The organism is Paenibacillus amylolyticus, from assembly GCF_003719335.1.
Taxonomy (GTDB): Bacteria; Bacillota; Bacilli; order Paenibacillales; family Paenibacillaceae; genus Paenibacillus; species Paenibacillus amylolyticus_D.
On sequence record NZ_RIAS01000002.1, the window covers coordinates 80,647 to 104,418 of the forward strand.

The window sequence follows — 23,772 nt, forward strand, 5'->3', positions numbered from 1 at the left end:
ACCTATGGCAAAGAAGGGAAAGTTTTTTCTCATATCCATGATCATGTTAGTCCTAGTATTTGGTCTTGTTTATGGAGGAATCACACTGACATCGAACTTTGGCAAGTCTACCACACAGGTCACGACCGAAAATGCAGGTAAGGAACTTGGCAAATTGTACGCGGACATTGCACCAGCTACAGCAGAACCGGTGAAAGGACAGATTGACCTCGATCCCGTGGATGTTGCAGAATCCTTGCCGGACATTTCAAAATTCCCGGTTACAGTGGAGAACACGACCAATGATTTCGTTGAAATCTTCTCCTCCACCGAGAAGTCAGGCAACGGTGTGGATGGATGGTTAACCGAGGTTGCAGAGGCTTTTAACCAAGCGAACATCACGGCTGGCGGCAAACAGATATCAGTTAAAATCCGTAATATTGCTTCCGGTACAGCCACGGATTACATCAAGTCCGGCAAATATGTGCCCGATGCCTTCACACCGTCCAATGAGCTGTGGGGCGAGATGGTGGAGGCCAGCGGAGTGAAGACCAAGCTCATTTCGAAGCGGCTTGTTGGCAACGTGCCGGGAATCGTCATCTCCAAAGCCAAATATGATGCACTTGTGAACACCTACGGCTCCGTGAATGTGAAAACGATAACCGAAGCCATTGCAAATAATGAGCTTACGATGGGATATACCGATCCGTTTGCGAGCTCCACTGGACTTAATTTCCTGGTTACCGCATTAAATACGTATGACAGTGCCAATCCGCTGGGCGAGAAAGCCATCCAAGGCTTTGAGAAATTCCAGGCGAATGTGCCATTCACAGCGTCCACCACGATTCAGATGCGGGAAGCGGCCAAGTCGGGCAGACTGGATGCTTTTGTACTGGAGTATCAGACCTATGTGAATACGGCCGATCTGAAGAGCGGATATGTGTTTACCCCATTCGGTGTAAGGCATGACAGCCCGCTGTATGCCCTTGGTCAACTGCCGCAGAACAAACAGGAGATCATCCAGAAGTTTGCCGATTTTGTAACGCAGGATCAGTATCAGAAAAAAGCAGCAGAATTCGGCTTTAACGGTCTGCAAGATTACAAATCCGAGCTGGCTACGGTGGATGGTGGAACATTGCTGTCCGCGCAGAAAGTCTGGAAAGAGAAGAAAAATGGCAGTAATCCAATCGCAGCAGTATTCGTAACGGACGTATCCGGAAGTATGGCGGGGGAACCGCTCAACCGTCTTAAAGAATCTTTGCGCAAAGGCCAGAAGTATCTCGGTACCGACAACAGCATTGGCTTGGTTTCTTACTCCAGCGACGTGACCGTGAATCTGCCGATTGCGAAATATGATACGAACCAGCAATCCATGTTTGTCGGAACGGTGGATAGCCTGCAAGCGAGCGGGGGGACAGCTACATTCGATGGCATTGTGGTTGCGATGAAGATGCTGGAGGATTACAAAGCAGCTAACCCTAACGTGAAACCGCTGATTTTTGTTCTGAGTGATGGCGAGACGAACGAAGGACATTCGCTCAAAGATATTCGAGACCTGGTGGAAACGTACAAAGTACCGATCTACACGATTGGATATAACGCCGACATCAAGGCGCTGGAGAGCATCTCCAGCATTAACGAGGCAGCGAGCATTAATGCGGACACCGACGATGTCGTCTACAAAATCGGAAACCTGTTTAACGTACAGATGTAAGTCTATATTAACGTTCATATGGAAGCAGATACGGATGTAACTAAAAGGGGGAACTGCGAATGTCGTTTACGATGGAAATACCGAGCCAGAAGGAAATTCAGAAGGTGATTGAAGAAGAGATCAAACCGGTGCCCGCCGAGGTGGCGGAACTGCAACAGGTAGCAACTTCGAATGTGGATATGATCATGAACCTGGACCTCGAATCCCTGGAGAAGCGCAAAGAAATTTTGCAATCCATTGACGGCTTTGGCATGAACACGATGCGATCCTCTTCCGAGAAAAACGCGCTGCTTCAAGTCTCCGTTGGACATCTGTCCAAGACGGGAGACGAGGGCGGTCAGGTCGCCAAAGGTTTGACCGAGCTGCACATGCAACTGAAGGATCTCGACCCAAGCGTGGTCGATTTCGCCAAAACCGGCTTTCTGGGCAAGCTGTTCAACCCGCTGCGCGCGTATTTCCTCAAATACCAGAAAGCCGACGCCGTCATCGCCGATATTGTCGTTTCACTCGACAAGGGCCGCGCCACGCTGCGTAACGACAACACCACGCTTGAGATCGAGCAGCAGAGCCTGCGCGAACTGACCAAGCGGCTGCAGAAGGAGATTCAGCTTGGTATGCTGATGGATGAATCCATTGATACACAGATTGAGACAGCCAAGGTGCGCGGGGAAGATCCCGAGAAGGTGCGTTTTATTACCGAGGAAGTATTGTTCCCGCTCCGTCAGCGGGTCATGGATCTGCAACAGATGCTGGTCGTTAACCAGCAGGGAATCATGGCGATTGAAGTGGTCATCCGTAATAACAAGGAACTCATCCGCGGTGTAGACCGGGCGAAAAATGTGACGATCTCGGCGCTGAAGATTGCCGTCACCGTTGCCAGTGCATTATACAACCAGAAGATTGTCTTGCAAAAAATCGAGTTGCTTAACCGTACTACGAATGATCTGATCGCCGGTACATCCAAAATGCTGAAGGATCAGGGGACAGCCATCCAGAAGCAGGCTTACGAGGCAAGTATCTCGGTGGATACGATGAAGCAGGCTTTCACGGATGTGCTTTCCGCCCTGGACTCGATTTCGGTTTACAAGCAGGAAGCCCTGCCTAGAATGCGCGAGACGATCGGTCAGTTCCGTGAACTGGCGGAGAGCGGGGAACAGCAGATTCAGCGATTAGAAAAAGGACAGAAGCTTGGTCTGTAACCAATCAATGAGAATAACCAGAAAAAGCAACCATTCCCTAATGACTAGTTAAGGATGGTTGCTTTTTTTTGCGATGATTGCATACAGGCATTACTCGTACCCGATTTTGTCAGCATACGCTAACAATGACTCAGTAACTTGGTCGAGAATAACATCGGCAGCTTTAACTTTAGCATTACCTTGTTGAAGGATCGTGTAGTTCACTTTGTTTTTGGAAACAGCTTGTTTGTAAAGCATATAACCTTCAAGCTGCATATAAGTTCCTTTGATGAAGGAGGTATGAATTTTTTTGATTTCTGGGTTGTTGGATTGAATCAGTTTTGCTTTGGAGACGAATTTGGTATAATTCGGAATCACCGTATTCGTCAGCTTGAGAAACATCGATTTTCGATTCGCTGAAGATACGGTGCCACCTACACTACTCAAGGAATCAATGGCTTTAGACTCATAGGGCCCGATAGCAAAAATCTGATCCAGATATTGTTTTAATTCCGCTTTTTCCTGAATAAACTCATCTTCTGCCTCAGGCTCTTCTGTATCGTCTATTAAATCTCCTTCAGACTGATTTTCGTCCGCAAACTCGTCCTGATCCCAATATGTAGAGAGTTCTTCTTTGGCAGCATTGGCTTGAGGAGCAGGAAAGAGAAGCACCCCGCCAAGCAAAATGAAACTGGTCATTAATGAGATAATACTTGATCTTTTCATGTGAAATGTCACCTCCTTTTATCCTATTTCTGCACTCCTCTATAGTATACATGAAGCCGAGTGGGATTTCCTAGAACTAAAGGTGAAAAACGGTTGGCCCGCAAATTCGGGTCAACCGTTTTTTAGACGCTGCATATAAACAACATAGGGGATAACCAGGACAAGAAACAACAGAGCTACAATGAGGGATAGGAGCAGACAGCTATTAACGAGCATCCAGGCGCCCATTGCCGCGCCAATGACAAAAATATACCAAGATAGTGCCAACACAGCCCGCTCGGACGCGGGAGCTCTGCCACGTGCAGCAAGCAGTACAAGAACGGACGATAACAAAAGCCGGGAAAATCCCGGCTCCAAACGTTCTATCGTGTGTCCGATCCTCTCGTTATTAACTTTCGGGGAAGACGAGTCATGTACGGAATGCATAGGCATCTGTCCTCCATTTTCAGGTAACCATCGGGTTCGCTTAATCTCGCTTAAGTTTAAGTTGCCATTCCCTTAACTGAGCTAATCTCCGGAAATGAACCTTGCAACACTCACGTATAGCCTTCTTTGTTATTTTCCCTTGTTCTGATCCGGTGCAATAAACAACGTATCGTCAGGGAGCTGTTCAGCTTCCTCGCGGGACATGCCCAGATTTGTGGAGAGCACGTCTACCGGATTGCCCGCGATCCATTCACTAAGATCAATGGCTTCATAATGTCCACTGTTGAATCCAATGAGTACACGGCAGACATCATCACCCGTATTTTTGATGTAATGCCCCGCACCCATCGGAGCGTAACCAATGTCTCCAGCTTCAAACTGCTCCGTTACGGCCTGGCCTTCGGCAAGAAATACCGTCATCTCTGCGCTGCCGCTAATGTAATACTGCCACTCATCCGCGTTTGGATGCCAGTGCAGTTCCCGCAGAGCGCCCGGTTGAAGCTCGATCAGAGAGCCTGCCATCGTGGTGGAGATCGGGAAGTCTTCGACGGTTACCGTACGCTGCGTACCGCCGCCTGGCGCGCGTCGTGGCTGTTTGGCATGCAAGGGATAACGATGCGGCGTGGTAAGTTCCGAGTTGCGGCGATAAGTCGCAGAGGGGGAACTGTCATCCGGTACCGGACCTTTGGCAAAATAGGCTTCGCCCTGATTCAGTTTGGCAGCCTGCTCTGGCGTAATACCGAGATTCTGAGCCACGATGTGATCCGGCGTCTGAGTCAGAAAATCAGTAATACTGAACGTGTGATCCTCCGAAAAATCCCCATTGTCAAAAATCAAAATGAAGTGGCATTCGTCCGGTCCCAGCCCCTGAATGGAATGACCGTATCCGCGTGGGAAATACCATACATCTCCGGGTTCAAAAGTATCTGTATACGCATGTCCGTCGGGATGGATAACGGTGGTGCGGCAGGAACCGCTGATCACATATGCCCACTCGGCCGCATTCGCATGCCAGTGCAGTTCACGCATGCCGCCTGGCGCAAGGCGCATGGATACTCCCGCAATACCGATGGATGCGGGGAAGTCATGAACCGAGGCTCCGCGAGTGATGCCGCCGGGACCGGTACGGGGTTCTTTTTGCTCAAGACGATACTTGAAAGATTTCATCATCATTCCTCCTGCTTCAAATTTGAATTCACGAGACAATGTGTAAATAATTGAATAAGGGATATAGTATTATACCCATATTTTGAGAAATTATTCAGTTTTTAATCGTTGTGCGGGCGTGTAATGAATAATTTTAAATAACTCTTCCGCCATGTAAGTGGGACTGTGTTTGAAATCCTGTCTAATCCACTCCATGATCATGCCAAATATGGCGTGAGACTGATAACTTGCGAGCAATTCCGGGTTAATATGGGGCGGGAAAATATGATTCAGATCCTGCAACGATAGATCACGCAGCACATCACAAATCATACGCTGAAAGCTGGAAGAAGCTTCGGATTGCACAGCGAGTGTGTAGAATTGGGCGTGCTGATGCACATGTTCGAAGATGGTAATGGCGGAAGAGGGCATAAGACCCACCTGAAATTCCTTCATTCCCTCATAAGGCTTCCGAAATGAAGTCACCAGATCCTGAGTCACATCATGCAGGATTTCGTTGAACAGGTCTTCCTTGTATTGATAATGTCTGTAAAAGGTTCCCCGGTTCAGATCAGCTTGCTGAACAATATCCGAGATGGAGATTTCCTTGAAATTACGTTTCTGCATCAAGTGAAGGAGAGCTTCCTTCAATGCGGCTTTGGATTTGCGGATTCGTCGATCCATCGCGTCTGATGTTTCGGGCATTGGAATTCCTCCCAGGTGGTATTTATAAAAGATAACGTACAAACAGGTGACAGCCTGTTGTTTAACGTACAATGGGACAAGTTTTTACTGATTGTATCGAAAAGCTATGACTTATTATACTAAGGATAAGAGATAATGAACATTTGTTTGTTATCTTTGTGTAAACGAATACATTTTAAAGGAGACATAGACAAATGAAACTTCAAAATAAAGTGGCCATTGTCACAGGTGCAGGATCGGGAATGGGGAAAGCCATTGCCACATTGTATGCACAAGAAGGGGCCAAAGTCGTTGTTTCCGATATCAATGAAGAAGCTGCTCAGGCTGTCGTTCAAGAGATCGAGGCAAAGGGTGGAGAAGCATTCGTGCTGCTGGCTAATGTAGCGAAAGAGGAAGATGTGCAGCAACTTATTGATCAAACGGTGAGTAAATACGGTACAGTAGACATTCTGGTCAACAATGCGGGTATCATGGATGGGATGGAGCCAGCTGCGGATATTAGCGATGAGCGGTGGGAAAAGGTTTTTGCGGTGAACACAACAAGTGTGATGCGCACCACACGTAAAGTACTGCCAATCTTCCTGGAGAAACAGCAAGGTGTTATTGTCAATATTGCGTCAGCAGGTGGCTTGCATGGTGGACGGGCAGGAGCCGCATATACGGCTTCCAAACATGCTGTGGTGGGATTTACCAAAAATACAGGATACATGTATGCCGAGCAAGGCATTCGTTGTAATGCGATTGCACCAGGAGCCGTTGCGACGAACATCGGCGCATCCATGACAGGTATTAACCCGTTCGGTGCGGGACGGCAGCAACAGGGGATGGCGATCAACCCACGGGTAGGAACGAGTGAGGAGATTGCTAAGGTAGCTTTGTTCCTCGGATCGGAAGAGTCCAGTTTTGTAAATGGTACCGTCATTACGGCTGACGCAGGCTGGAGTTCGTACTGATTTGTTGGCAGATCGTGCCTTGGGGTAGAAAATAGTTCTGCCGTTTAATAATTACAGAAAAAGAAAATTGATGAAAATAAAGTAAGAAAAGAAAAAAGAAATTTAAGCCATAGAAAGTAAAGGGAAAGCCGCAGAAATGCGGCTTCTTTGACATGTGTGCTCGTCGTATATCTTGTCTAAGTTAAAAAAAGACAAACGTTTGCACTTCACAAAAGATGAGGTAGAGCGCTTAACTCAGGAAGGGCTTTGCCTTCATATATAGGGAGGACTCACGTACAATCAGGCGGTGCGGGATAATAACCGGGTTCTGAGCGAGAGGCTCGTTGCCAAGAATTTTTAGTAGAACCTGAACTGCGGTATACCCGAGCTGATAGGTTCCAATATCAATGGAACTGAGCGGAGGTGAAGCAAGTTCGGACAACGCGATATTGTTAAAACTGACCACACTGATATCCTCGGGGACCTGATATCCCAGCTCCGCGAGTGCCCTTAACACACCAAAAGCGACATTATCATCGATAACTACAATGGCGGTAGGCCTGTCGGGCAGCGACATAAAAAGGGACATCGCCCGGAAGCCGCTTTCCTGCAGGAATTCACCCTCTACGATCCAGTCGTTAGTGGCCGTTAACCCGGATTCTTCAAGAGCCTTCCGATATCCACGCATGCGATCATGCGATAACGTAATATCCGGCGGGCCGCTCACAAAGCCGATGCGTGTGTGTCCCTGTGCAATAAGATGCTGCGTTGCATCATACGCGGTCTGCACATTATCGTTGTCAACCATAGGTGCATTCGGATGTGTCTCACTTCGGCCAATAAGCACAAACGGGAATTCTTCCTCTTCGAGAAAAGAGATGATAGGATCGTCCCGTTTGGAACCGAGCAACAGAATGCCGTCGACCCTGCGACCATGCACGAGACGGGAAATGGCCTGTAATTCATCGTCGGAGGACGTCTCGGTGGACAGCAGTAATTCATAGTTGTTACGAGTCGCGTGGGTAATAATGCCGCGCAACAACTCTCCAAAGAAATAGTTTTGAAAAAGCTCCTCCGCAGGACGGGGCAGCATAATTCCAAGCGTCTGCGTTGTTTTGGATACAAGGCTCTTAGCCATCATATTGGGATGATAATTAAGCTCTTTCATAATTTGTTTAACTTTAAGAGATGTTTCCGTACTGATTCTGGGATGGCCTGAAATCACCCGTGACACTGTAGAAGGGGAAACACCCGCCAATTTGGCAATATCCTTGATCGTAATCATGTAAAAAACCCCTTCTGATTCAATCATTTCAACATTCTCCTATGGTAATGCAAAGGGTACCAGAAATCAATTGTTAACTCGTTAACCCAGAATGCAAGCAGAGCAAAATAAAGGAAGAAAGAGTTAGATCAAGGAAATAGGGAATTACTGTGAACAAAATTCAGGATATGGTTAAATTTGAAGGAATACAGCTTGTGCAAACGTTTGTACAAAGAAAGTTTGATATTGTATGATGTGGTATATATTATAGCGCTTACATCAGTGGATTTACATACTTTTAACTTATTTCCCCTTACATATCGGATACCTCAGTGACATTGTCTTTCATTTTGAGCAAACGTTTGTACAATAGTTCACATGGAACACAAATCCTGACAATCTACGGCGTTTAAAGGGTGAAAAGCGCAAAATTTTCTTGAACTACAAAGAGGGAAAGGGGACATTTCACATGAGAAAATGGCAAGGCGCAGTTCTGTCCATCGGAATGGCTTTTACGCTAGCTGCATGTTCAACCGGAGGAGGAGGCAATTCTACTCCGGCAGCGCCAAGTGATAATCCAGAGGATACAGTTCAGCTGACTGCTGAGAATCTCCAGCCGGAGGAGGGCGCGACACTGGTCATCTGGGAGGATAAAAACCAGAGCAGCTTTATTGAGCAGCGAGTCAAAAAATTCGAAGAAAAATATGGTGTCACGGTCAAAATGGAGGAACTGCCGCCAACAGATCAGGTAACCAAGTTAACGACAGACGGCCCTGCCGGGCTTGCTGCGGATGTCGTTGTGTTCCCGCATGACAAGATTGGCAGCGCCTCGGAAGCAGGACTTATTTTGCCTAATGATATCTTCGAAGCCGAAACTACAGCCAATACCAGCGGGAATGCGCTGAAAGCGGTGACGTTCAAAGACATTTTATACGGATATCCGTACAGCGTCGAAACGTACGCCCTCTTTTACAACAAAGCCTTGTACCCCGAAGCACCGAAAAATTTTGATGAAATTATCGATTTTGCCAAAACGTTTAACAATACCAAATCCAATCAGTATGCGCTGATGTGGGAATTACAACAATTCTATTATAACTATGCTTTCCTTGCATCTCAGGGTGGATATATCTTTGGGGACAACGGGATGGATAGCGGTGACCTCGGTTTGAACAACGAAGGAGCGCAGAAGGGGGGAGAATTCCTCCAAAAGTTGAAGGCTGAAGTGTTGCCGCTCAAGATGGGCGATGTGAATTACGATATCAAAAAAGGACTGTTCTCCAGCGGCAAGCTGGCCATGGATATTAACGGACCTTGGACCATTGCCGACTATCGCAACGCCGGAATTGATTTTGGAGTTGCTCCGCTTCCCGCTATTGATGGCAAGCCAATGACTTCCTTCTCGGGTGTGAAAGCCTATTACGTCAATGCGTTTACCCAGTATCCTAATGCTTCCAAGTTGCTGGCCGCATTCCTCTCGAACGAAGAAGCCCAGATGGAGAACTTTGACATGAACGGTACGCTTCCGGCGAACAAAAATGTGGCGGGTAACGCCAAAGTGCAGGAAGATCCGATTAACAAAGCCTTCCTTGAACAATTCAACAACTCGACACCGATGCCTTCCCTTCCAGCCATGGACAGTGTATGGGGACCGATTTCATCAGCCATTACCGACATTTGGGATAGCGGCAAGGATGTCAAAGCCTCACTCGACAATGCTGTGAAACAGATTAAGGAGAGCCTGGCTACCACACAATGATGACGAAACAGCGATGACACGATGAACGATGAATGATACCAAACGGAGAGGAGGGAGCATATGCGACAACAGCATGTCCCGGTGTCTGCCCAGCCCAATAGGGAAAAGCAGCACCGGATGACAGCAGCCATATGCTCCATCATACTGCAAGGTCTCGGACAGTTATACAACCGGCAGTGGATTAAAGGCATTGTGCTGCTGCTGCTGGAGGGAGCAGGACTCGCGTACCTGCTTCCAAGGCTGTCCCAAGCGGTATGGGGAATATGGACACTGGGGGAGAATACACAGCGTTTCGTGAAAGTGAATGGTTCAACGGTGCTTCAAAAGGGCGACCATTCCATCTTTTTGCTGCTTGACGGAATTATAGTGCTGCTGGTCTTTTTTGTGTTTGTGCTTGTTTACATCCTGAACATCCGGGATGCGTATATGACCGGACTTGCAAGAGAGCAGGGGAAACCGACGCTGGGAGCCGCGGCAACGATGCGCAATGTGATGGACAAAAATTTTCCGTATCTGTTCCTGTCCATCCCGGCACTCGGTATTCTGTTTTTTACAATCATGCCGATTCTGTTCACCGTTACGATTGCGTTTACGAACTATGCAGCACCGGATCATATTCCACCAGCCAAACTGGTGGACTGGGTAGGGTTCAAAACGTTTACGGATCTGATCCAGCTCAAATCCTGGAGCCAGACGTTCTACGGGGTGCTCACCTGGACAGTCATCTGGGCAGTCTTGGCGACAGTAACGACGTACTTCGGCGGAGTGCTTGTAGCTTTGTTAATTGAACAGAAAGGCATCCGATTCAAAAAGTTATGGCGTACCATTTTTATTTTGCCTTATGCCATTCCACAGATTATCTCGCTGCTGCTGATGCGTAACCTGTTCAACGGTCAGTTTGGTCCGATCAATACGTATATGCGAGCCTTCGGACTGGAAGGATTACCATGGCTGACGGACCCATTCTGGGCCAAGGTTACCGTCATTGTCGTCAACATGTGGATCGGTATCCCGGTCAGCATGGTGCTCATTTTGGGCGTACTTACAGCTATTCCGCGTGATCTGTATGAGGCAGCCGAAGTAGACGGCGCTTCTGCGTTCCAGAAGTTCAAAATTATTACGATGCCGTTCATTTTATTTGCCACGACACCGGTGCTGATTATGCAGTTTGCCGGGAATTTCAACAACTTCAATGTCATTTTCCTGTTAACGAACGGTAATCCGCTTCGCGGAGACTATCAGTATGCAGGGGCAACGGATTTGCTGGTGACCTGGCTCTACAAACTCACGCTCGACAATAATAGATTCAACATGGCTTCTGCGGTAGGTATTATCATCTTCCTGATTATCGCTACCTTCTCCATCTGGAACTTCCGCCGCTCCAAATCATTCAAGGAGGAGGACATGATCCAATGAAGAAACGCAACAATCCGATTCGTTTGATACTCAGTTACGTGCTTTTGCTGATCATTGCCGTCGTATCCGTCTATCCGGTTTTGTGGATTTTTCTGTCGTCCTTACGTCCCGGTGCGGCATTGTTCAGTGAACGCTTATGGCCGGAAAGCTTCACGCTGTCCCATTATGGAGAGCTGTTTAACAATCCGGCCTTTATGTACGGCAGATGGTATATGAATACGCTGAAAATAGCCTTCTTTACGATGATTTTCTCTACATTAATGGTGACGCTAGGGATGTACGCGTTGTCCCGGTTCCGTTTTCGGGGGCGTAAAACGATTCTGTCCACCATGCTCATTCTGGGCATGTTTCCAAGCTTCATGAGCATGATTGCCATCTATATTATTTTGTTGCAAATCAAACTGCTCGATACACATGCTGCGCTTATTCTGGTCTATTCCTCTGGAGCGGTGCTGGGCGGATTCATCGTCAAAGGTTTCTTTGACACCATCCCGCGCAGTCTGGATGAAGCAGCTCGTATCGATGGCGCAAGCCATCTGCGTGTGTTCACAAGTATCATTCTGCCATTATCCAAGCCGATGCTAACATACGTCGCTTTAACCAGCTTTACGGGGGCATGGATGGATTTTATTTTTGCCCGGCTCGTGCTGCGTACCAAGGAAAACTGGACTCTGGCCGTAGGCATGTGGGATCTCGTAAACCGCTATCAGGACAGTAACTTTACGATGTTTGCAGCGGGAGCTGTATTGATTGCTATTCCAATTACCCTGCTGTTTGTATTCCTGCAGCGTTTCCTCGTTCAGGGTCTGACAACAGGGGCGTCCAAAGGTTAATATCTCTCTATGGACTCGAAAGATTAACATTACTCCATGGCATACCAAGGGAAAGATCACTCACTCCTGTGCCGTCAACAACATAGTAAGTCGCAATATGGGCAAGATGAGCCACACTTGCGGCAATTCACCAGGCACTTCCGCAACGTCATGTCTTCGTCGACTGGCCACGCTTCGGAAGTGTCTGCTTGTGCTTAGAGGTACGGAGAATGAAATCCAGGCTGTCTAATTCAGGGTTCTGATTAAGGCTTGCTTGTTTAGGGCTTCTAATGAAAAAAAAGGAGGAACGTGATGTATGAGCATGAACCCTTCCAGTGAGCCCGAGGCTGCAGCTAAAGCCTATCCAGGGGGACAAGCTATTCTGCAGAGCAGTGAAGCTCCGCGCACCCTATGGCGTAACAGGACGTTCCGCAGAATCCTGTACGGGTACGGCATATCTGTTTTTGGCGACTGTTTTAATAGCATTGCCATCAGTCTGTGGGTACTTCAGACGACAGGCAGCGCCAAGAGTATGGCTGCCATACAGATCTGTAATATGGCAGTCAGCTTTATATTTGGATCGGTGGCGGGCACAGTTGCCGATCGGCTGGATCGGAGGAAGCTGATGCTGGCTTCAGATGTGTTTCGCGGTGTGATCGCGCTATTGATTGCGGTTAGCCTGTTCAGCTGGCATGTACCTTTCCCTGTATTGCTGTTATTGCTCTCTTTATCGATGTTTTCAAGCCTCTTTCAGGCACCGGCATTTCATGCTTCCGTTGCTAGTATGGTCGGCAAGCAGCACATCCAGCAGGCAACGGGTACCATTCATCTGGTGGACAATCTGGCTCGTATCAGTGGTTTGGCTGCTGCCGGGGTCGCTGTAGCTGCATTTGGCGGTTTTGTCGCCATCCTGATTACAAGTGCGACTTTCCTATTGTCTGCAATCTGTGTGCTGCTGGCAGGGCGTTTCCCGCAGGTGATGCGTACCAGTGGCGACCCGAAATCTTTTGCGCAGGCGTGGCGCAGTTCATTTGCTTACATCTATCGGAGTCCGCTCATTCGTTCCATTGTATTACTCAATCCGTTGCTGCTTCTCTTTTTTATGTCGGCCATGATGCTCATTCAGGTGATGGCCGTTAACGTATGGAAGGCGAATCCAGTTCAATTTGGTTTGATCGAGACCTGTATTCCTCTAGGATACATGATTGGATCAGGAGTGTTGATTGCTTCGGGAAAAAGATTGAAACATCGCGGGCGCTGGGTCTTTATCGGCCTGCTTGTGTTAGGACCTGTTTATATGCTTCTGGCTAATGTTTCTTCGCCTCTCATGGCCTTGCCGCTTATCATAGGTGGAGGAGCCATGTTTGCCTGTTGCACGATGTTGACCCAGATTATGCTTCGCACTGCCGTACCGGATGAGATGCAGGGGAGCGTTTACGGTGTCGTTGGCACCATTACGAGTACAGCGCCGATCCTGGGCCTGACGGTAGTCTCGATCTTCGCAGATCACTGGGGCGCCGCTACGGTCTTGGAAGGCGTAGGAATATTGCTGCTTGCCACGGGGATCATTGCAATTACAACCTTAAAGTCCATTCGAACCTATACTTAGATATTCATCCCAAGGAAGATAGAAATTTTTTCAACGAGAATTAGACGAAACATCCTCTGTTACTGAGCCGATCACATAGCAAAACCCGGAGCATACGCTGCATTTGCGTATTCCGGGTTAGCTTGTGTATTCAAGGATATGAAGTTCTTACTGCCAGTTTACCGTAACGGTGGCTGTTCCGCTTGCCGGTGTGGTGAATGTATGGTTAGAACCGCTCTCCCATGTAATCGTTGAACCGTTTTTCTTGAAAAACTTGAACTCCAGCTGTTTGCCTGCCGGTACGCTGACATCATAGTACCAGGTTGGGTATTGATGAATGACCTGATTGAATGCTGGTCCAATGGCAGTGGAACCGGTGCTCCAGTTACCAAGCTCGGCTACGTTGCCTGTCAGATAAATGTTCTGTCCGAGCGTTGTGGACGCATTGTTTACGACGAAGCGAACCGTAACCTGATCGCCGGTCAGGATGGTGAAGTTGTTATATGCATTGCTGTTTACCCCGTTCGCAGCAACTTTGACTGCATAGTTGCCAGCGGCAACGGAAGGGATGGTTACTTTAATCTGCGTATCTTCCCAAGACGTAATCGCTGCTCCGGTAACCGCTGTGGTGCCGAAGTAGACCGTGCCTTTTGTCGAGCCGAATCCACGGCCATCAATTGTCACAACATTACCGGGTTTCCCCATAACCGGCCCAACATGACCGATGGTTGGTGTCGTTTCGGCTGTTGTGTATTGCCATACTGCCGTTGCGCCCGCGGCAAGGGTGAAGTTGTTAATGCTGCCGTTCGTGGAGGTGACGTTATTTCCGTTCAGCACACCGCCAAGTACATCCGTGTATGAGCCTGTAGGCAGGGAAGTACTCAATCCTGCAATGCTTGCTGATGTGGAAAGATTGCGGTTTACAGCGACAACGGCTACACTCTTGCCGAATTTGCGCTCATAAACATATACATCATTGTTAATCCAGCGCTGCTGTGTGGAACCGTAGGCAATGGCCGGATTGGATTTGCGCAGAGGCGCGAGTTTGCTGATGACGTTAAATGCTGTAGTGGATTTGGAGAAAGAAGGCATTTTGGCCCGGTTATCCGGATCGCCATTCCCCGTCAAATACTGTTCAGTACCATAGTAGATGGCAGGCACACCACGTGAAGTCAATGTGAAGGCCAAAGCCTGCTCCAGGCGGCGATTGTTGACCGCACTTGTTTTGAAACGATCCATATCATGGTTGTCGATGAACGTCACCTGATCGTTCACTTGGTTGTAGTCCGTAGCTGTGCTGTTAATCATGGAATCCAGAGCGTACATGTTGGACGTGTTATCACGGAACACATTACGCACCGCAGAGTTAAAACGGAAGTCGAGCAGGCTCATACCAGACTTGTTAGCAAAGTCCTTGTTATCTGCATCGGATGCAGCTGATCCCAGGAACCATTCTCCAAAAGTGAACACGGGTTTGTGTGCGTAGATGGAGGACATCCAGCTCTTTTGCCAACCGAGAGGCATATGTTTCACCGCATCCACCCGAATACCGTCGACGCCCATATCAAGCCACAGTTTGATCGCGTCTTTGAAGTATTTGTCGATGGTCGCATTATTGTGGTTGAAGTCGGCCAGGTCATACAGATTTTTGTAGATGCCGTTCTCCAGAGAAGAGAAGTCAGAGCCGCCATTGTGATGGAAATACCCGTTGGTATCATTGGTATAACCGCCTACCAGTGTACCGTTATCGTACAATCTGCCGTTTTCGGCAAAAGAGGTGTCGGTTTCCATCGCTGGAGAGGTATGGTTCGGTGCGAAGTCAATAACGATCTTGATGCCTTTGGCATGAGCCGTCGTAATCAGGTTCTGAAAATCCGCCATCGTGCCAAAGTATGGATTTGTCTTTTTGAAGTCCCGAGCCCAGTAGCCGTGGTAGGCAGTATTGGTTACACCGCTATAGTTGATCGTTGCAAAAATATTTTCGACAGGCTGGGAGATCCACAACGCTGTGACACCCAGATCACTGAAATAGTTATCGTTGATTTTGTTGATTAACCCATGCCAGTCTCCGCCGCAGTAGAGCTTCAAATTGCTGCATGTTGCATCATAAGCGGCTCCGGTAGGATTGTTGGAAGGATTGCCGTCCAAAAAGCGATCCGTAAATACTTGGTAGATCACATCTGTACTGAAGCTCTGCTTGTTGGTCACGGCGGTGTCCGGATCGGCGTATATAGCAGAAGCTGGCAAGAACGGCAGGGCGCTGCCGGCAAGCAAGCCGAGGGTCAGTGTGGTGCTGAGGAATGCGCGTTTGGCCATTTGAAACATGGTAATCCACCCTTCGTGAATGTAGTAGTTTTTTGATAAACAACCAATTGGCTTTGAATTGTAGCGCTTACAATAGTGCAGGTTGATTCACTGAATTGTTTGGATTCCTCCTTTCGGGCGTAAACGCAGACAACCCCGGTATCTCCTTGGGGAGTTACCGGGGTTGTCCTAAACCACTGGGGTTTAAAAAGCATAGCCCTCGAGTTATGATCACAACGCTATCGTAAGAAAATTTGGTTTTTATGTCAATAACTTTTTTCTAAGCATTTTTTTTCTATTTTTATATTTACAAAAGTATCCCGCTCGATTTAAACTATTCGCAGATTCATCAAATTAAGGGCTATGCATTCCGGATCAGCTTGTAATTCGGCTGACCTATCCGGGACAACCCCGTCTCTCCTGAGGCGGGGTTGTTTGTTGTCACCAAGATTTCACAGCAGGATCCGTGGGAGGTTTTCTTACTTATTTTGTTCTGAGGGAAAAGGAAAAGAGAGGCGGTTGATGGCAGTGAGCACAGGATCGGTTATAGAGTGTCTGAAAAACATCCAGGCAACGCAGCTTGGCAACAAGCGAAACATTTACGTATATCTTCCGCCAGGTTATGAGGAGCAGGTTGAACGGTATTACCCGGTGTTGTACGTACATGCAGGACAGCGGGCTTTTGGGCCCTCCAGTCCGGGGAATGAAACGTGGCAGCTTGACCTGGCAGCAGATGAACTCATCTCTGCTGGCCGGATTGAACCTATCATTATTGTTGCCATAGCCCACGTTCGTCCGGTTACCCGCAACGAGTTCTACCACTACGTTGACGCTGAGCAGGAAGCAATCGGCATAGGAGGCTCTGGAATTGAATACGAGCAATTTATTATGGATGAGCTTAAACCGATGATTGATCAGCGATACCGGACAAAGAGAGATAGAGATTACACGGGATTACTCGGTTCCTCGGCAGCTGCATTATGCAACTTGCATATCGGGATGCGTCATCCGGATGTGTTTGGCAAGCTGATCATGATGTCTCCATACTTTGTGGATGCACAATTGGATGAACAAGCAGAGTATGGACTGCGTGAGAAAAAGATGTACCGACTGCCGGATACCATTCCGGATGTGAACATGTGGGTGGATATTGGAGACACCGAAGGATTATTCTTGCCTGAACAGGTAAGAACAGTCGTACAGGAGATGCTGGATCGGGGAGCAAATATGAAAAAGCTGGCTTACTTCGAGCAGTCGGATGCGTGCCATCAGGAAGCGGATTGGGGAGCGCGTGTACAATTGCCCCTGTTGCACATGTTCGGCCAAGAAGGGCAACCCGCTTCACTGGAGCTGTATGGCAGAGATGTCATCGGACTGAAAGGTGGGATGCAGGTAAGGGTTCAGGCGCGGCTCCAGTGTGATAATGGGCTAAGTCAGACATTGCTAGGCGGAGAATATGCTTCAAGTCATCCCGAAGTTCTTCAGGTTCTTGCAGATGGTACGCTGATTCCCCGTGCCACAGGGAGTGCTGTGATTACACTGAAATCGGGTGATTTAACGGCTACACGAGATTACAGTGTTATATCTGAACTAACCCCCGTTGTACAAGTATGTATGCAGGCTAAGCTTACACCAACATTCAGATCATCGGAGCCATGGGAAGAATTCATCTACGGCGGGATGGGCATGAAGCTCATGCATACAGGTGATGGTCACTATGAAGGCTGTTATCATCTTCCGCGAGACAGCGGCTTCTCGTTCCGTTTTACCCGTGGTTTCAGGCAATTCGAGACGGATCAGGAAGGCAATCCCATAGCCAACCGAGTATTTCGTGCAACCGAAGACATGTCTCTCCACTATCATATTCAGGCTTGGGGCAGTACATCTGCCAAAGTAGAAATAGGAGGCTCCCTCAAATGATAATCCATTCCTTCGCTCCAACACTGGACATCCCTTACTATTATCCATGCAATTTCCCTCTGATCCATGAAGTGCTTGAGCGGCAGGGCTCCTTGTCAAGTCTTGCCATGCTGGCAGCCAGCCGATTGTATACTCTGCCATCATGCGAAGATAATGGCTTGGTAAAGACGTATTTTCACAAGCTGGATTATGAGGAACCGATCTGGAAGATCACTAACCAGCGGGAGCTGGGCAGCTTTGAGGAAGGAAAAGTACAGATTCGGCGGCAGCTTGAAACGGGCAGGCTTTTTTTGGCGACAGGCACCAGCTACCATCTGCCTTACTGCGACGATTATCACAACCCTGAGTATATTAACAAACATGTCAAACAAGGCTCACGACATTACCTGATGGATCATTGGCTTGCCGTGTATGGCATGGATGAAGACCATATGTATGTATATGATCCTGTTTTTTACAAGTTTAAAGGCAAGGTGGAACATGCGGCTTTTCATGATTTTTGGAGAGGGCATCAGACCATTCCTGAACTTGCGGGTGTTAAACGGAAGGAGACGCTGCGAACCTACGGAACAACGGACATTCAGGCAAAAGCCCTGCTGGATTCGCAGGGTTATCGGGAGATGCTGGCACAAGCACTGACTACTCAGGTACATGAATTTTTGACAGGTAGAACGGTCACGGAGGGAACTCGGCGTTTTTATTTTGGACATGCTGTATCTACGAGTTTGATCGAGGCGCTGGAAGGAAATGCAGGAGGGAATGCAGAGAGCGAAGCCCGAACTTCGGGTTTGCTTTTTGATATGCGGTGGAGTCGATATTATTTCCGGGATCTGCTCAAGGAGTCTGCTGAGTGGCTGGGTGCACCGCTTGACCAGTATGCCAAAGAATATGAGAACATCATTCTCCGGTGGGAAAAGGCGAATAACCTGCTGCAGGTAGGACGGATGAAACAGCGCGAAGGGTGGCAAGCACAGTTGTCAGGCGTCGTGCAAGAGCTGGTCGCAGATGAATGGTATTGGTATGAGTCCTTCAGACGAGCACTGCCTCAAGCTTCCACATATGCGCGGCAATCCCAAACAGATATAGACAACGAAAACGAACACAAGGCAGCTCTGTTACGCATTGTACTGGATAGCTGCCGGGAATTGAATGCATATCATAACACATTCATTGCGTTGGATGAGGGCGGTAATGCACCACTATATGGCCGGGATGGACGACTGAATTCACTGGAACTGGTGTCATTATTAGCTGTGGTGGAGCAGGGCATTGAAGAGCATTGGGGAAAAGGCCTGGGGAACGCTCTTGCCGAGATTGCTGCTGCTTCCTTGCCGGAAAGCCCGTATCAGACGGTAGGCTCGCTGGTGAATTATCTTGCACAGCATCAGACCTTGGGCAGTAATGGGGAGGGTGTGAGATGATTGATTTTTTGCTAGAGCGATTTACCGCTCACGGACAGCACCCGGCGTTTATTTGGGAGGATCAAGAGTACAGTTACGAGTGGCTGGTTCATCAGATTTTTCTCATGGGAGAATGGATCAAAGGAGAGGGGATATCCGGGCGGGTTGTCACATTGGAAGAGGACTATTCTCCTTATGCAGCATCGGCAATGCTGGCATTGCTTGGAGCAGGGTGCATTGTGCTTCCGATCGATCGTAATTTGGTCGAAGCGAAACGGGACGAGTACGTAAAGTTGGCACATGTAGCTGTGCGCTTGGGGGTAGATGAAGGCAAGCTCTTGGTGAGACAGGTATGCAAGACTCATGAAGAAGAAGCGATGCCATCCATCTTGAATGAATTGCGACTGGAGCAGATTGGCGGATTGGTTCTGTTCTCCTCAGGATCTACGGGAGTGAGCAAGGCAACGGTTCACCGGGCAGACCGGTTGTTACAGTCCTTTCGACGGCAGGTGCGTCCGCTGCGTACCATACCCTTCATGATGTTTGATCACATCGGCGGGGTGAACACAATGCTGCAATCGCTATCCAGCGGCGGGTGCCTGTGTATTGTGGTGAATCGTACTCCGGAGGAAGTGTGCCATACCATTCAGAAACATCGTGTACAGGCGCTGCCCGTATCCCCAACTTTTATGAATTTGCTGCTTCTGGCAAAACAAGATGAGCATTACGACCTTTCCAGCCTGGAAGTGGTCTCTTATGGCTCGGAAGTAATGCCTGAGTCGGTTTTGGATGCATGGACTCGGCGTTTTCCGAGGATCAGGACGATTCAAGCTTACGGCATGTCCGAATTGGGGATTTTACCAACACGCTCCAAAGAACCGGGATCGCTGTTATTTTCCATTCAGGATGAAGAGGTGAAGTGCCGCGTTGTGGACGGTGAACTGCAGATTCATACCGCAACGGCGATGATGGGTTATCTGAATGCCCCTTCTCCTTTTACAGAAGACGGTTGGTTGCGAACAGGAGATGAGGCAGTGGTGGAGGGAGGATATATCCGCATTCTGGGTCGTCGTTCCGAGATTATTAACGTAGGTGGCTGGAAAGTGTACCCTGCTGAAGTGGAGAGTGTGCTTGAAGAGATGGATGGCATTGAAGCGGCGGTAGTTACGGGAGAAGTGAGCGGGATAACAGGCCAGCAGGTGAAAGCGACAGTACGGCTTGCTAACCCCAGTTCACTAAAAGAGCTTCGCAGGGCTATATGGGCTTATTGCCAAGATAAACTGCCTGCATACAAAATTCCGCAGAAAATTGTGATCACAGAAGAAGCGCTCGTCAGCTCCCGTATGAAAAAGGTCAGAAAGCAGGTATGATCGCCGCGGGATCATGCATGACCGTTTTATCAGAGGATGTTCAGGCTGAGATTGCTCGCTAAATCGTTTGATTGATAAACTAGAGAACGCATAAATCCGAAGGGATGTGCGTTTTTTTGTTCATACAGGAGAGGCGTTCCTTCAGAGGCAATTGTCTGCTTTTTTATACCAAAAAGGGCCGGACGTTATTCACGTTCAGCCCTTCGGAATCTTCCCCATTCATATTTAGCCCTTGGAGATCCAGCCTGCATTATTTAGTAAAGGAAAGGGAAGCATGGGATGACTCACAGCATGTTGCTAGTTAAGTGCACAGAAACACAGCAAGGATTAATAGCAGACATAGGCCCCCCCTTTACCAAAATCATGCTTCTGCCGGCTGTTTCACCTCACATTGCAACAAAGAGAAGCCGTATGCGCCGAGATCCAAGGTCAACTTGTTCTGTGTTGCCTCAACCGAAGCCGTAGTGTACAAGTCGCGCCATACATTATGATCTGCCCAACCAAGCTCCAGTTTACAAGGCTCGTCACTGGCATTGATCACCAGCAGCATGCGTTCTCCCGTTTCCGAATCCATACGTTCCATAGCAAGGCAAGGGTCACCTGCTTCGGCATACATAATCTTTAACCCCGCGCTGCGCAATGCTGGATGTTTCTTTCGTACCTCAATCGTATGGATGAAAAATTCAAGCAGTTCCCGGTTCTGTTTGCCCACGTCCCACTCCATACATTTGCGGCAGCCCGGGTCATATCCACCGTCCAGTCCGATCTCATCTCCATAATAGACGCAAGGCGCACCCGGATAGGAGAAAAGCAACGTTACAGCCAATTTCATTTTGCGCATATCCCCATCACATAACGTCAACAACCGCGGAGTATCGTGGCTGCCCAGCAGGTTAAACGCTGCTTCGGTAACCGGTTGGGAGTACGAAGCAAGCAGTTTGCCAATTTCGTTGGCGAATCCGAGTCCATCCAGCTTGCCATGCACGGCATAATCCAGTACGGAGTTGGTAAAAGGGTAGTTCATGACTGCATCGAACTGGTCGCCTTGCAGCCACATTAATGAATCATGCCAGATTTCACCGAGCAGATAAGCATCGGGCTTGATCGCTTTGACCGTCTGACGGAACTCACGCCAAAATTGGTGATCCACTTCATTGGCAACATCCAGTCGCCAACCGTCAATATCCATCTCTTCAATCCAGTAGCGTGCAACCTCAAGCAGGTACGCTTTGACATCCGGGTGCTCCGTGTTGAGCTTCGGCATGAGCGGCTCAAAGGCAAAGGTTTCGTAGGTCGGAATGCCATCCTCAACCCGTGGCGGCCAATCCTTGATGTAGAACCAGTCTGCATAAGGGGAATTAGCGCCATTTTTCATTACGTCGACAAAAGGAGGAAACTCTCTTCCCGAATGGTTAAATACAGCATCCAGAACGACTCGTATACCGCGAGCATGACATGCGTCCACTAGCATTCTCAATTGTTCATTCGTACCAAACTGAGGGTCAACCTTCAGATAATCGGCGGTGTTGTATTTATGGTTGGTCGTGGCCTCGAACAATGGACAGAAATAGATGGCTGTGATCCCGAGTTTACTAAGATGATCCAGATGATCCATCACGCCTTGCAGGTCTCCGCCAAAGAAGTTGGTTGGTGTAGGCGTACCACCCCAAGGTTCAGCATTTGCTGGCGTCAGAGAGGGGTCACCATTCGCAAAACGTTCGGGGAAAATCTGATAAAAAACAGCATCCTTAACCCATGCAGGCGGTTCAAAAATATCAACCGGATTCATAAATGGAAAATCAAACATTTCCAATGGATGATCCGGCAATGACTGCTCAAATCCTCGCTCGGTCATCCACACAGAATCTTCCCCTTGAATTAGTTGGAATGCATAACGTAGTCTGCGGTAGGGCGGAGATGTCTCGGCTTCCCAATAATCAAACATTTCGTCCCGGGCGAAAATCCGCATAGGAATATGCGTGATCGTCCGATCCCAGGCATATTTATCTCCTGTAATCGCGATGACCGAATCCAAATCCCCTCGTTTGGACCGCAAGCGAAGATGCATGGTTGTGCGATTATACGCATAAGACCAGTTCAGTTTGGGACGATGATAAATCGCTTCTAAAATCATGGATATCACTCCTTGGCACATGGTTAAATGCAAGATAAGGCTAGAGAATGCCGTGGAAAACGCCGTAGAAAACGCAAAAAAGGCACAACCTCTCATGTTCACGAGGTTGTACCTTTCGGCAGCATAGCCTTTTGATTATACGGTTATTATACGAATTATTTCTGCAAAAGAAAATACTTTTTTTCCTTAATTATCAATTTATTATGGAGCCGAGTACATTACATCTGGAATCCCAGTTGCTCTCCGTATGTCTTCACTTCTTTAAGGTACTGCTCGATGCTCTTTTTACCCGCAGCAATCTTGTCATTACCCTGCTTGAGGAACGTGCGGTTTACTGTTGTTTTGGAAACAGCCTTTTTGAACAATTGATAACCTTCCAGCTGTGCGTAGCTGCCTTTAATCAATTTGTCATGGATTTTTTTCAACTGGGTATTCTCCGGTTTGATCTGTTTCAGCATGGAAACATACTTTGTGTAATTTGGGATAGCTGTGTTGTTTAACGTCAAAAAGAAAGATTTGCGATTGGAGGAGGTGATGTATGTGTTTCCGCCTATGGCGCTCATAGCTTTTGTTTCATAAACAGCTGCTGCCTCCAAAGCATCCAAATAATCCAGAAAATCTTGATCATCCGCTGTAAGCTCTTGTTCTTCCTGGTTAATTGTCTCTTCCGTGTTTACCTCATCCGAAATCACAGTGGAATTGTCTGCTGCCGCAGTATAATGCCCTGTTGGAAGAATTACACCGCCGATCAACACCATGCTCATCAGGATCGAAAGAATCCAATGTTTTTTCATAATACCCGTCCCCTGTCTTTATATATGTGATTTTATTCCAAGGGATAATCTAACATAAGAAGAGTTTCATTCACAGGAATAATTTAGGAATAAATTATGGATTAAAGAAGCCGACTCTAAGTCTGAAAAGTAGAATGTATTGTAAAATTATTCATAAATATGAGATATGGATGTATAAATATTAATAATTTGTATATCGTCACAT

General features: G+C 48.0%; 18 protein-coding genes. 10 read left to right on the forward strand and 8 right to left on the reverse strand.

The features are described from left to right. The first annotated feature begins 4 nt into the window (after positions 1-4). Positions 5-1,693 (forward strand): vWA domain-containing protein, encoded by a 1,689-nt coding sequence (locus EC604_RS04185; RefSeq protein ID WP_123062946.1) that lies wholly within the window; start codon positions 5-7, stop codon positions 1,691-1,693. 59 nt (positions 1,694-1,752) lie between these two features. Continuing rightward, positions 1,753-2,892: a toxic anion resistance protein gene (locus tag EC604_RS04190; protein WP_090917471.1), complete on the forward strand. Its 1,140-nt coding sequence runs from the start codon at positions 1,753-1,755 to the stop codon at positions 2,890-2,892. Between the two features lie 90 nt (positions 2,893-2,982). Here EC604_RS04190 and EC604_RS04195 read toward each other — a convergent pair whose 3' ends face one another. The 4 genes from EC604_RS04195 to EC604_RS04210 form a co-directional block, all read right to left on the reverse strand. Next, a complete protein-coding gene (locus EC604_RS04195) occupies positions 2,983-3,597 on the reverse strand; it encodes a hypothetical protein (protein WP_123062947.1) in 615 nt (204 codons plus the stop codon). A 111-nt stretch (positions 3,598-3,708) separates the two neighbouring features. After that, positions 3,709-4,023 carry a hypothetical protein gene (locus EC604_RS04200; RefSeq protein ID WP_123062948.1) on the reverse strand — a complete coding sequence of 105 codons (315 nt, stop codon included), beginning with the start codon at positions 4,021-4,023 and terminating at the stop codon, positions 3,709-3,711. Positions 4,024-4,152: 129 nt separating this feature from the next. Then, on the reverse strand, positions 4,153-5,190 hold the full coding sequence (locus tag EC604_RS04205; protein ID WP_123062949.1) for a cupin domain-containing protein: 1,038 nt from the start codon (positions 5,188-5,190) through the stop codon (positions 4,153-4,155). Between the two features lie 90 nt (positions 5,191-5,280). Further along, positions 5,281-5,874, reverse strand: coding sequence for a TetR/AcrR family transcriptional regulator (locus EC604_RS04210; RefSeq protein WP_123062950.1), 594 nt, complete (start codon positions 5,872-5,874; stop codon positions 5,281-5,283). Between the two features lie 194 nt (positions 5,875-6,068). Here EC604_RS04210 and EC604_RS04215 point away from each other — a divergent pair, with 194 nt between their 5' ends. Further along, positions 6,069-6,827, forward strand: coding sequence for an SDR family oxidoreductase (locus EC604_RS04215; RefSeq protein ID WP_123062951.1), 759 nt, complete (start codon positions 6,069-6,071; stop codon positions 6,825-6,827). 229 nt (positions 6,828-7,056) lie between these two features. Here the strand turns inward: EC604_RS04215 and EC604_RS04220 are convergent, their stop codons facing one another. Then, the gene (locus EC604_RS04220; protein WP_123063390.1) at positions 7,057-8,091 is read right to left on the reverse strand and encodes a LacI family DNA-binding transcriptional regulator; all 1,035 of its coding nucleotides are present in this window, start codon (positions 8,089-8,091) and stop codon (positions 7,057-7,059) included. Between the two features lie 448 nt (positions 8,092-8,539). Between EC604_RS04220 and EC604_RS04225 the strand changes: the two genes are divergently transcribed. From EC604_RS04225 to EC604_RS04240, 4 genes are all read left to right on the forward strand, one after another. Continuing rightward, positions 8,540-9,829 (forward strand): sugar ABC transporter substrate-binding protein, encoded by a 1,290-nt coding sequence (locus EC604_RS04225; protein ID WP_123062952.1) that lies wholly within the window; start codon positions 8,540-8,542, stop codon positions 9,827-9,829. A 60-nt stretch (positions 9,830-9,889) separates the two neighbouring features. Further along, the gene (locus EC604_RS04230) at positions 9,890-11,245 is read left to right on the forward strand and encodes a carbohydrate ABC transporter permease (protein ID WP_123062953.1); all 1,356 of its coding nucleotides are present in this window, start codon (positions 9,890-9,892) and stop codon (positions 11,243-11,245) included. Next, positions 11,242-12,078, forward strand: coding sequence for a sugar ABC transporter permease (locus EC604_RS04235; RefSeq protein ID WP_123062954.1), 837 nt, complete (start codon positions 11,242-11,244; stop codon positions 12,076-12,078). Before EC604_RS04230 ends, EC604_RS04235 begins: the two co-directional genes overlap by 4 nt. 295 nt (positions 12,079-12,373) lie before the next feature. Then, positions 12,374-13,666, forward strand: a complete 1,293-nt coding sequence (locus EC604_RS04240; RefSeq protein WP_123062955.1) for an MFS transporter — start codon at positions 12,374-12,376, stop codon at positions 13,664-13,666. A gap of 147 nt (positions 13,667-13,813) precedes the next feature. Here EC604_RS04240 and EC604_RS04245 read toward each other — a convergent pair whose 3' ends face one another. Continuing rightward, a complete protein-coding gene (locus EC604_RS04245) occupies positions 13,814-15,970 on the reverse strand; it encodes an alpha-amylase family glycosyl hydrolase (protein WP_123062956.1) in 2,157 nt (718 codons plus the stop codon). 501 nt (positions 15,971-16,471) lie between these two features. On the opposite strand from EC604_RS04245, the gene EC604_RS04250 reads away from it, so the two are divergent. From EC604_RS04250 to EC604_RS04260, 3 genes are read left to right on the forward strand one after another with little or no spacing between them, the layout of a single operon-like run. Next, positions 16,472-17,869, forward strand: a complete 1,398-nt coding sequence (locus tag EC604_RS04250) for an alpha/beta hydrolase (protein ID WP_240036652.1) — start codon at positions 16,472-16,474, stop codon at positions 17,867-17,869. Continuing rightward, positions 17,866-19,290 carry a hypothetical protein gene (locus tag EC604_RS04255; RefSeq protein ID WP_123062957.1) on the forward strand — a complete coding sequence of 475 codons (1,425 nt, stop codon included), beginning with the start codon at positions 17,866-17,868 and terminating at the stop codon, positions 19,288-19,290. Before EC604_RS04250 ends, EC604_RS04255 begins: the two co-directional genes overlap by 4 nt. Next, a complete protein-coding gene (locus EC604_RS04260; RefSeq protein ID WP_123062958.1) occupies positions 19,287-20,639 on the forward strand; it encodes a class I adenylate-forming enzyme family protein in 1,353 nt (450 codons plus the stop codon). Before EC604_RS04255 ends, EC604_RS04260 begins: the two co-directional genes overlap by 4 nt. Before the next feature lie 361 nt (positions 20,640-21,000). On the opposite strand, the gene EC604_RS04265 is transcribed toward EC604_RS04260, so the two are convergent. Together EC604_RS04265 and EC604_RS04270 are read right to left on the reverse strand one after the other, a co-directional pair. Continuing rightward, positions 21,001-22,773 carry an alpha-glycosidase gene (locus tag EC604_RS04265; protein ID WP_123062959.1) on the reverse strand — a complete coding sequence of 591 codons (1,773 nt, stop codon included), beginning with the start codon at positions 22,771-22,773 and terminating at the stop codon, positions 21,001-21,003. 218 nt (positions 22,774-22,991) lie between these two features. Beyond that, positions 22,992-23,567, reverse strand: coding sequence for a hypothetical protein (locus tag EC604_RS04270; protein WP_123062960.1), 576 nt, complete (start codon positions 23,565-23,567; stop codon positions 22,992-22,994). Positions 23,568-23,772: the final 205 nt, after the last annotated feature.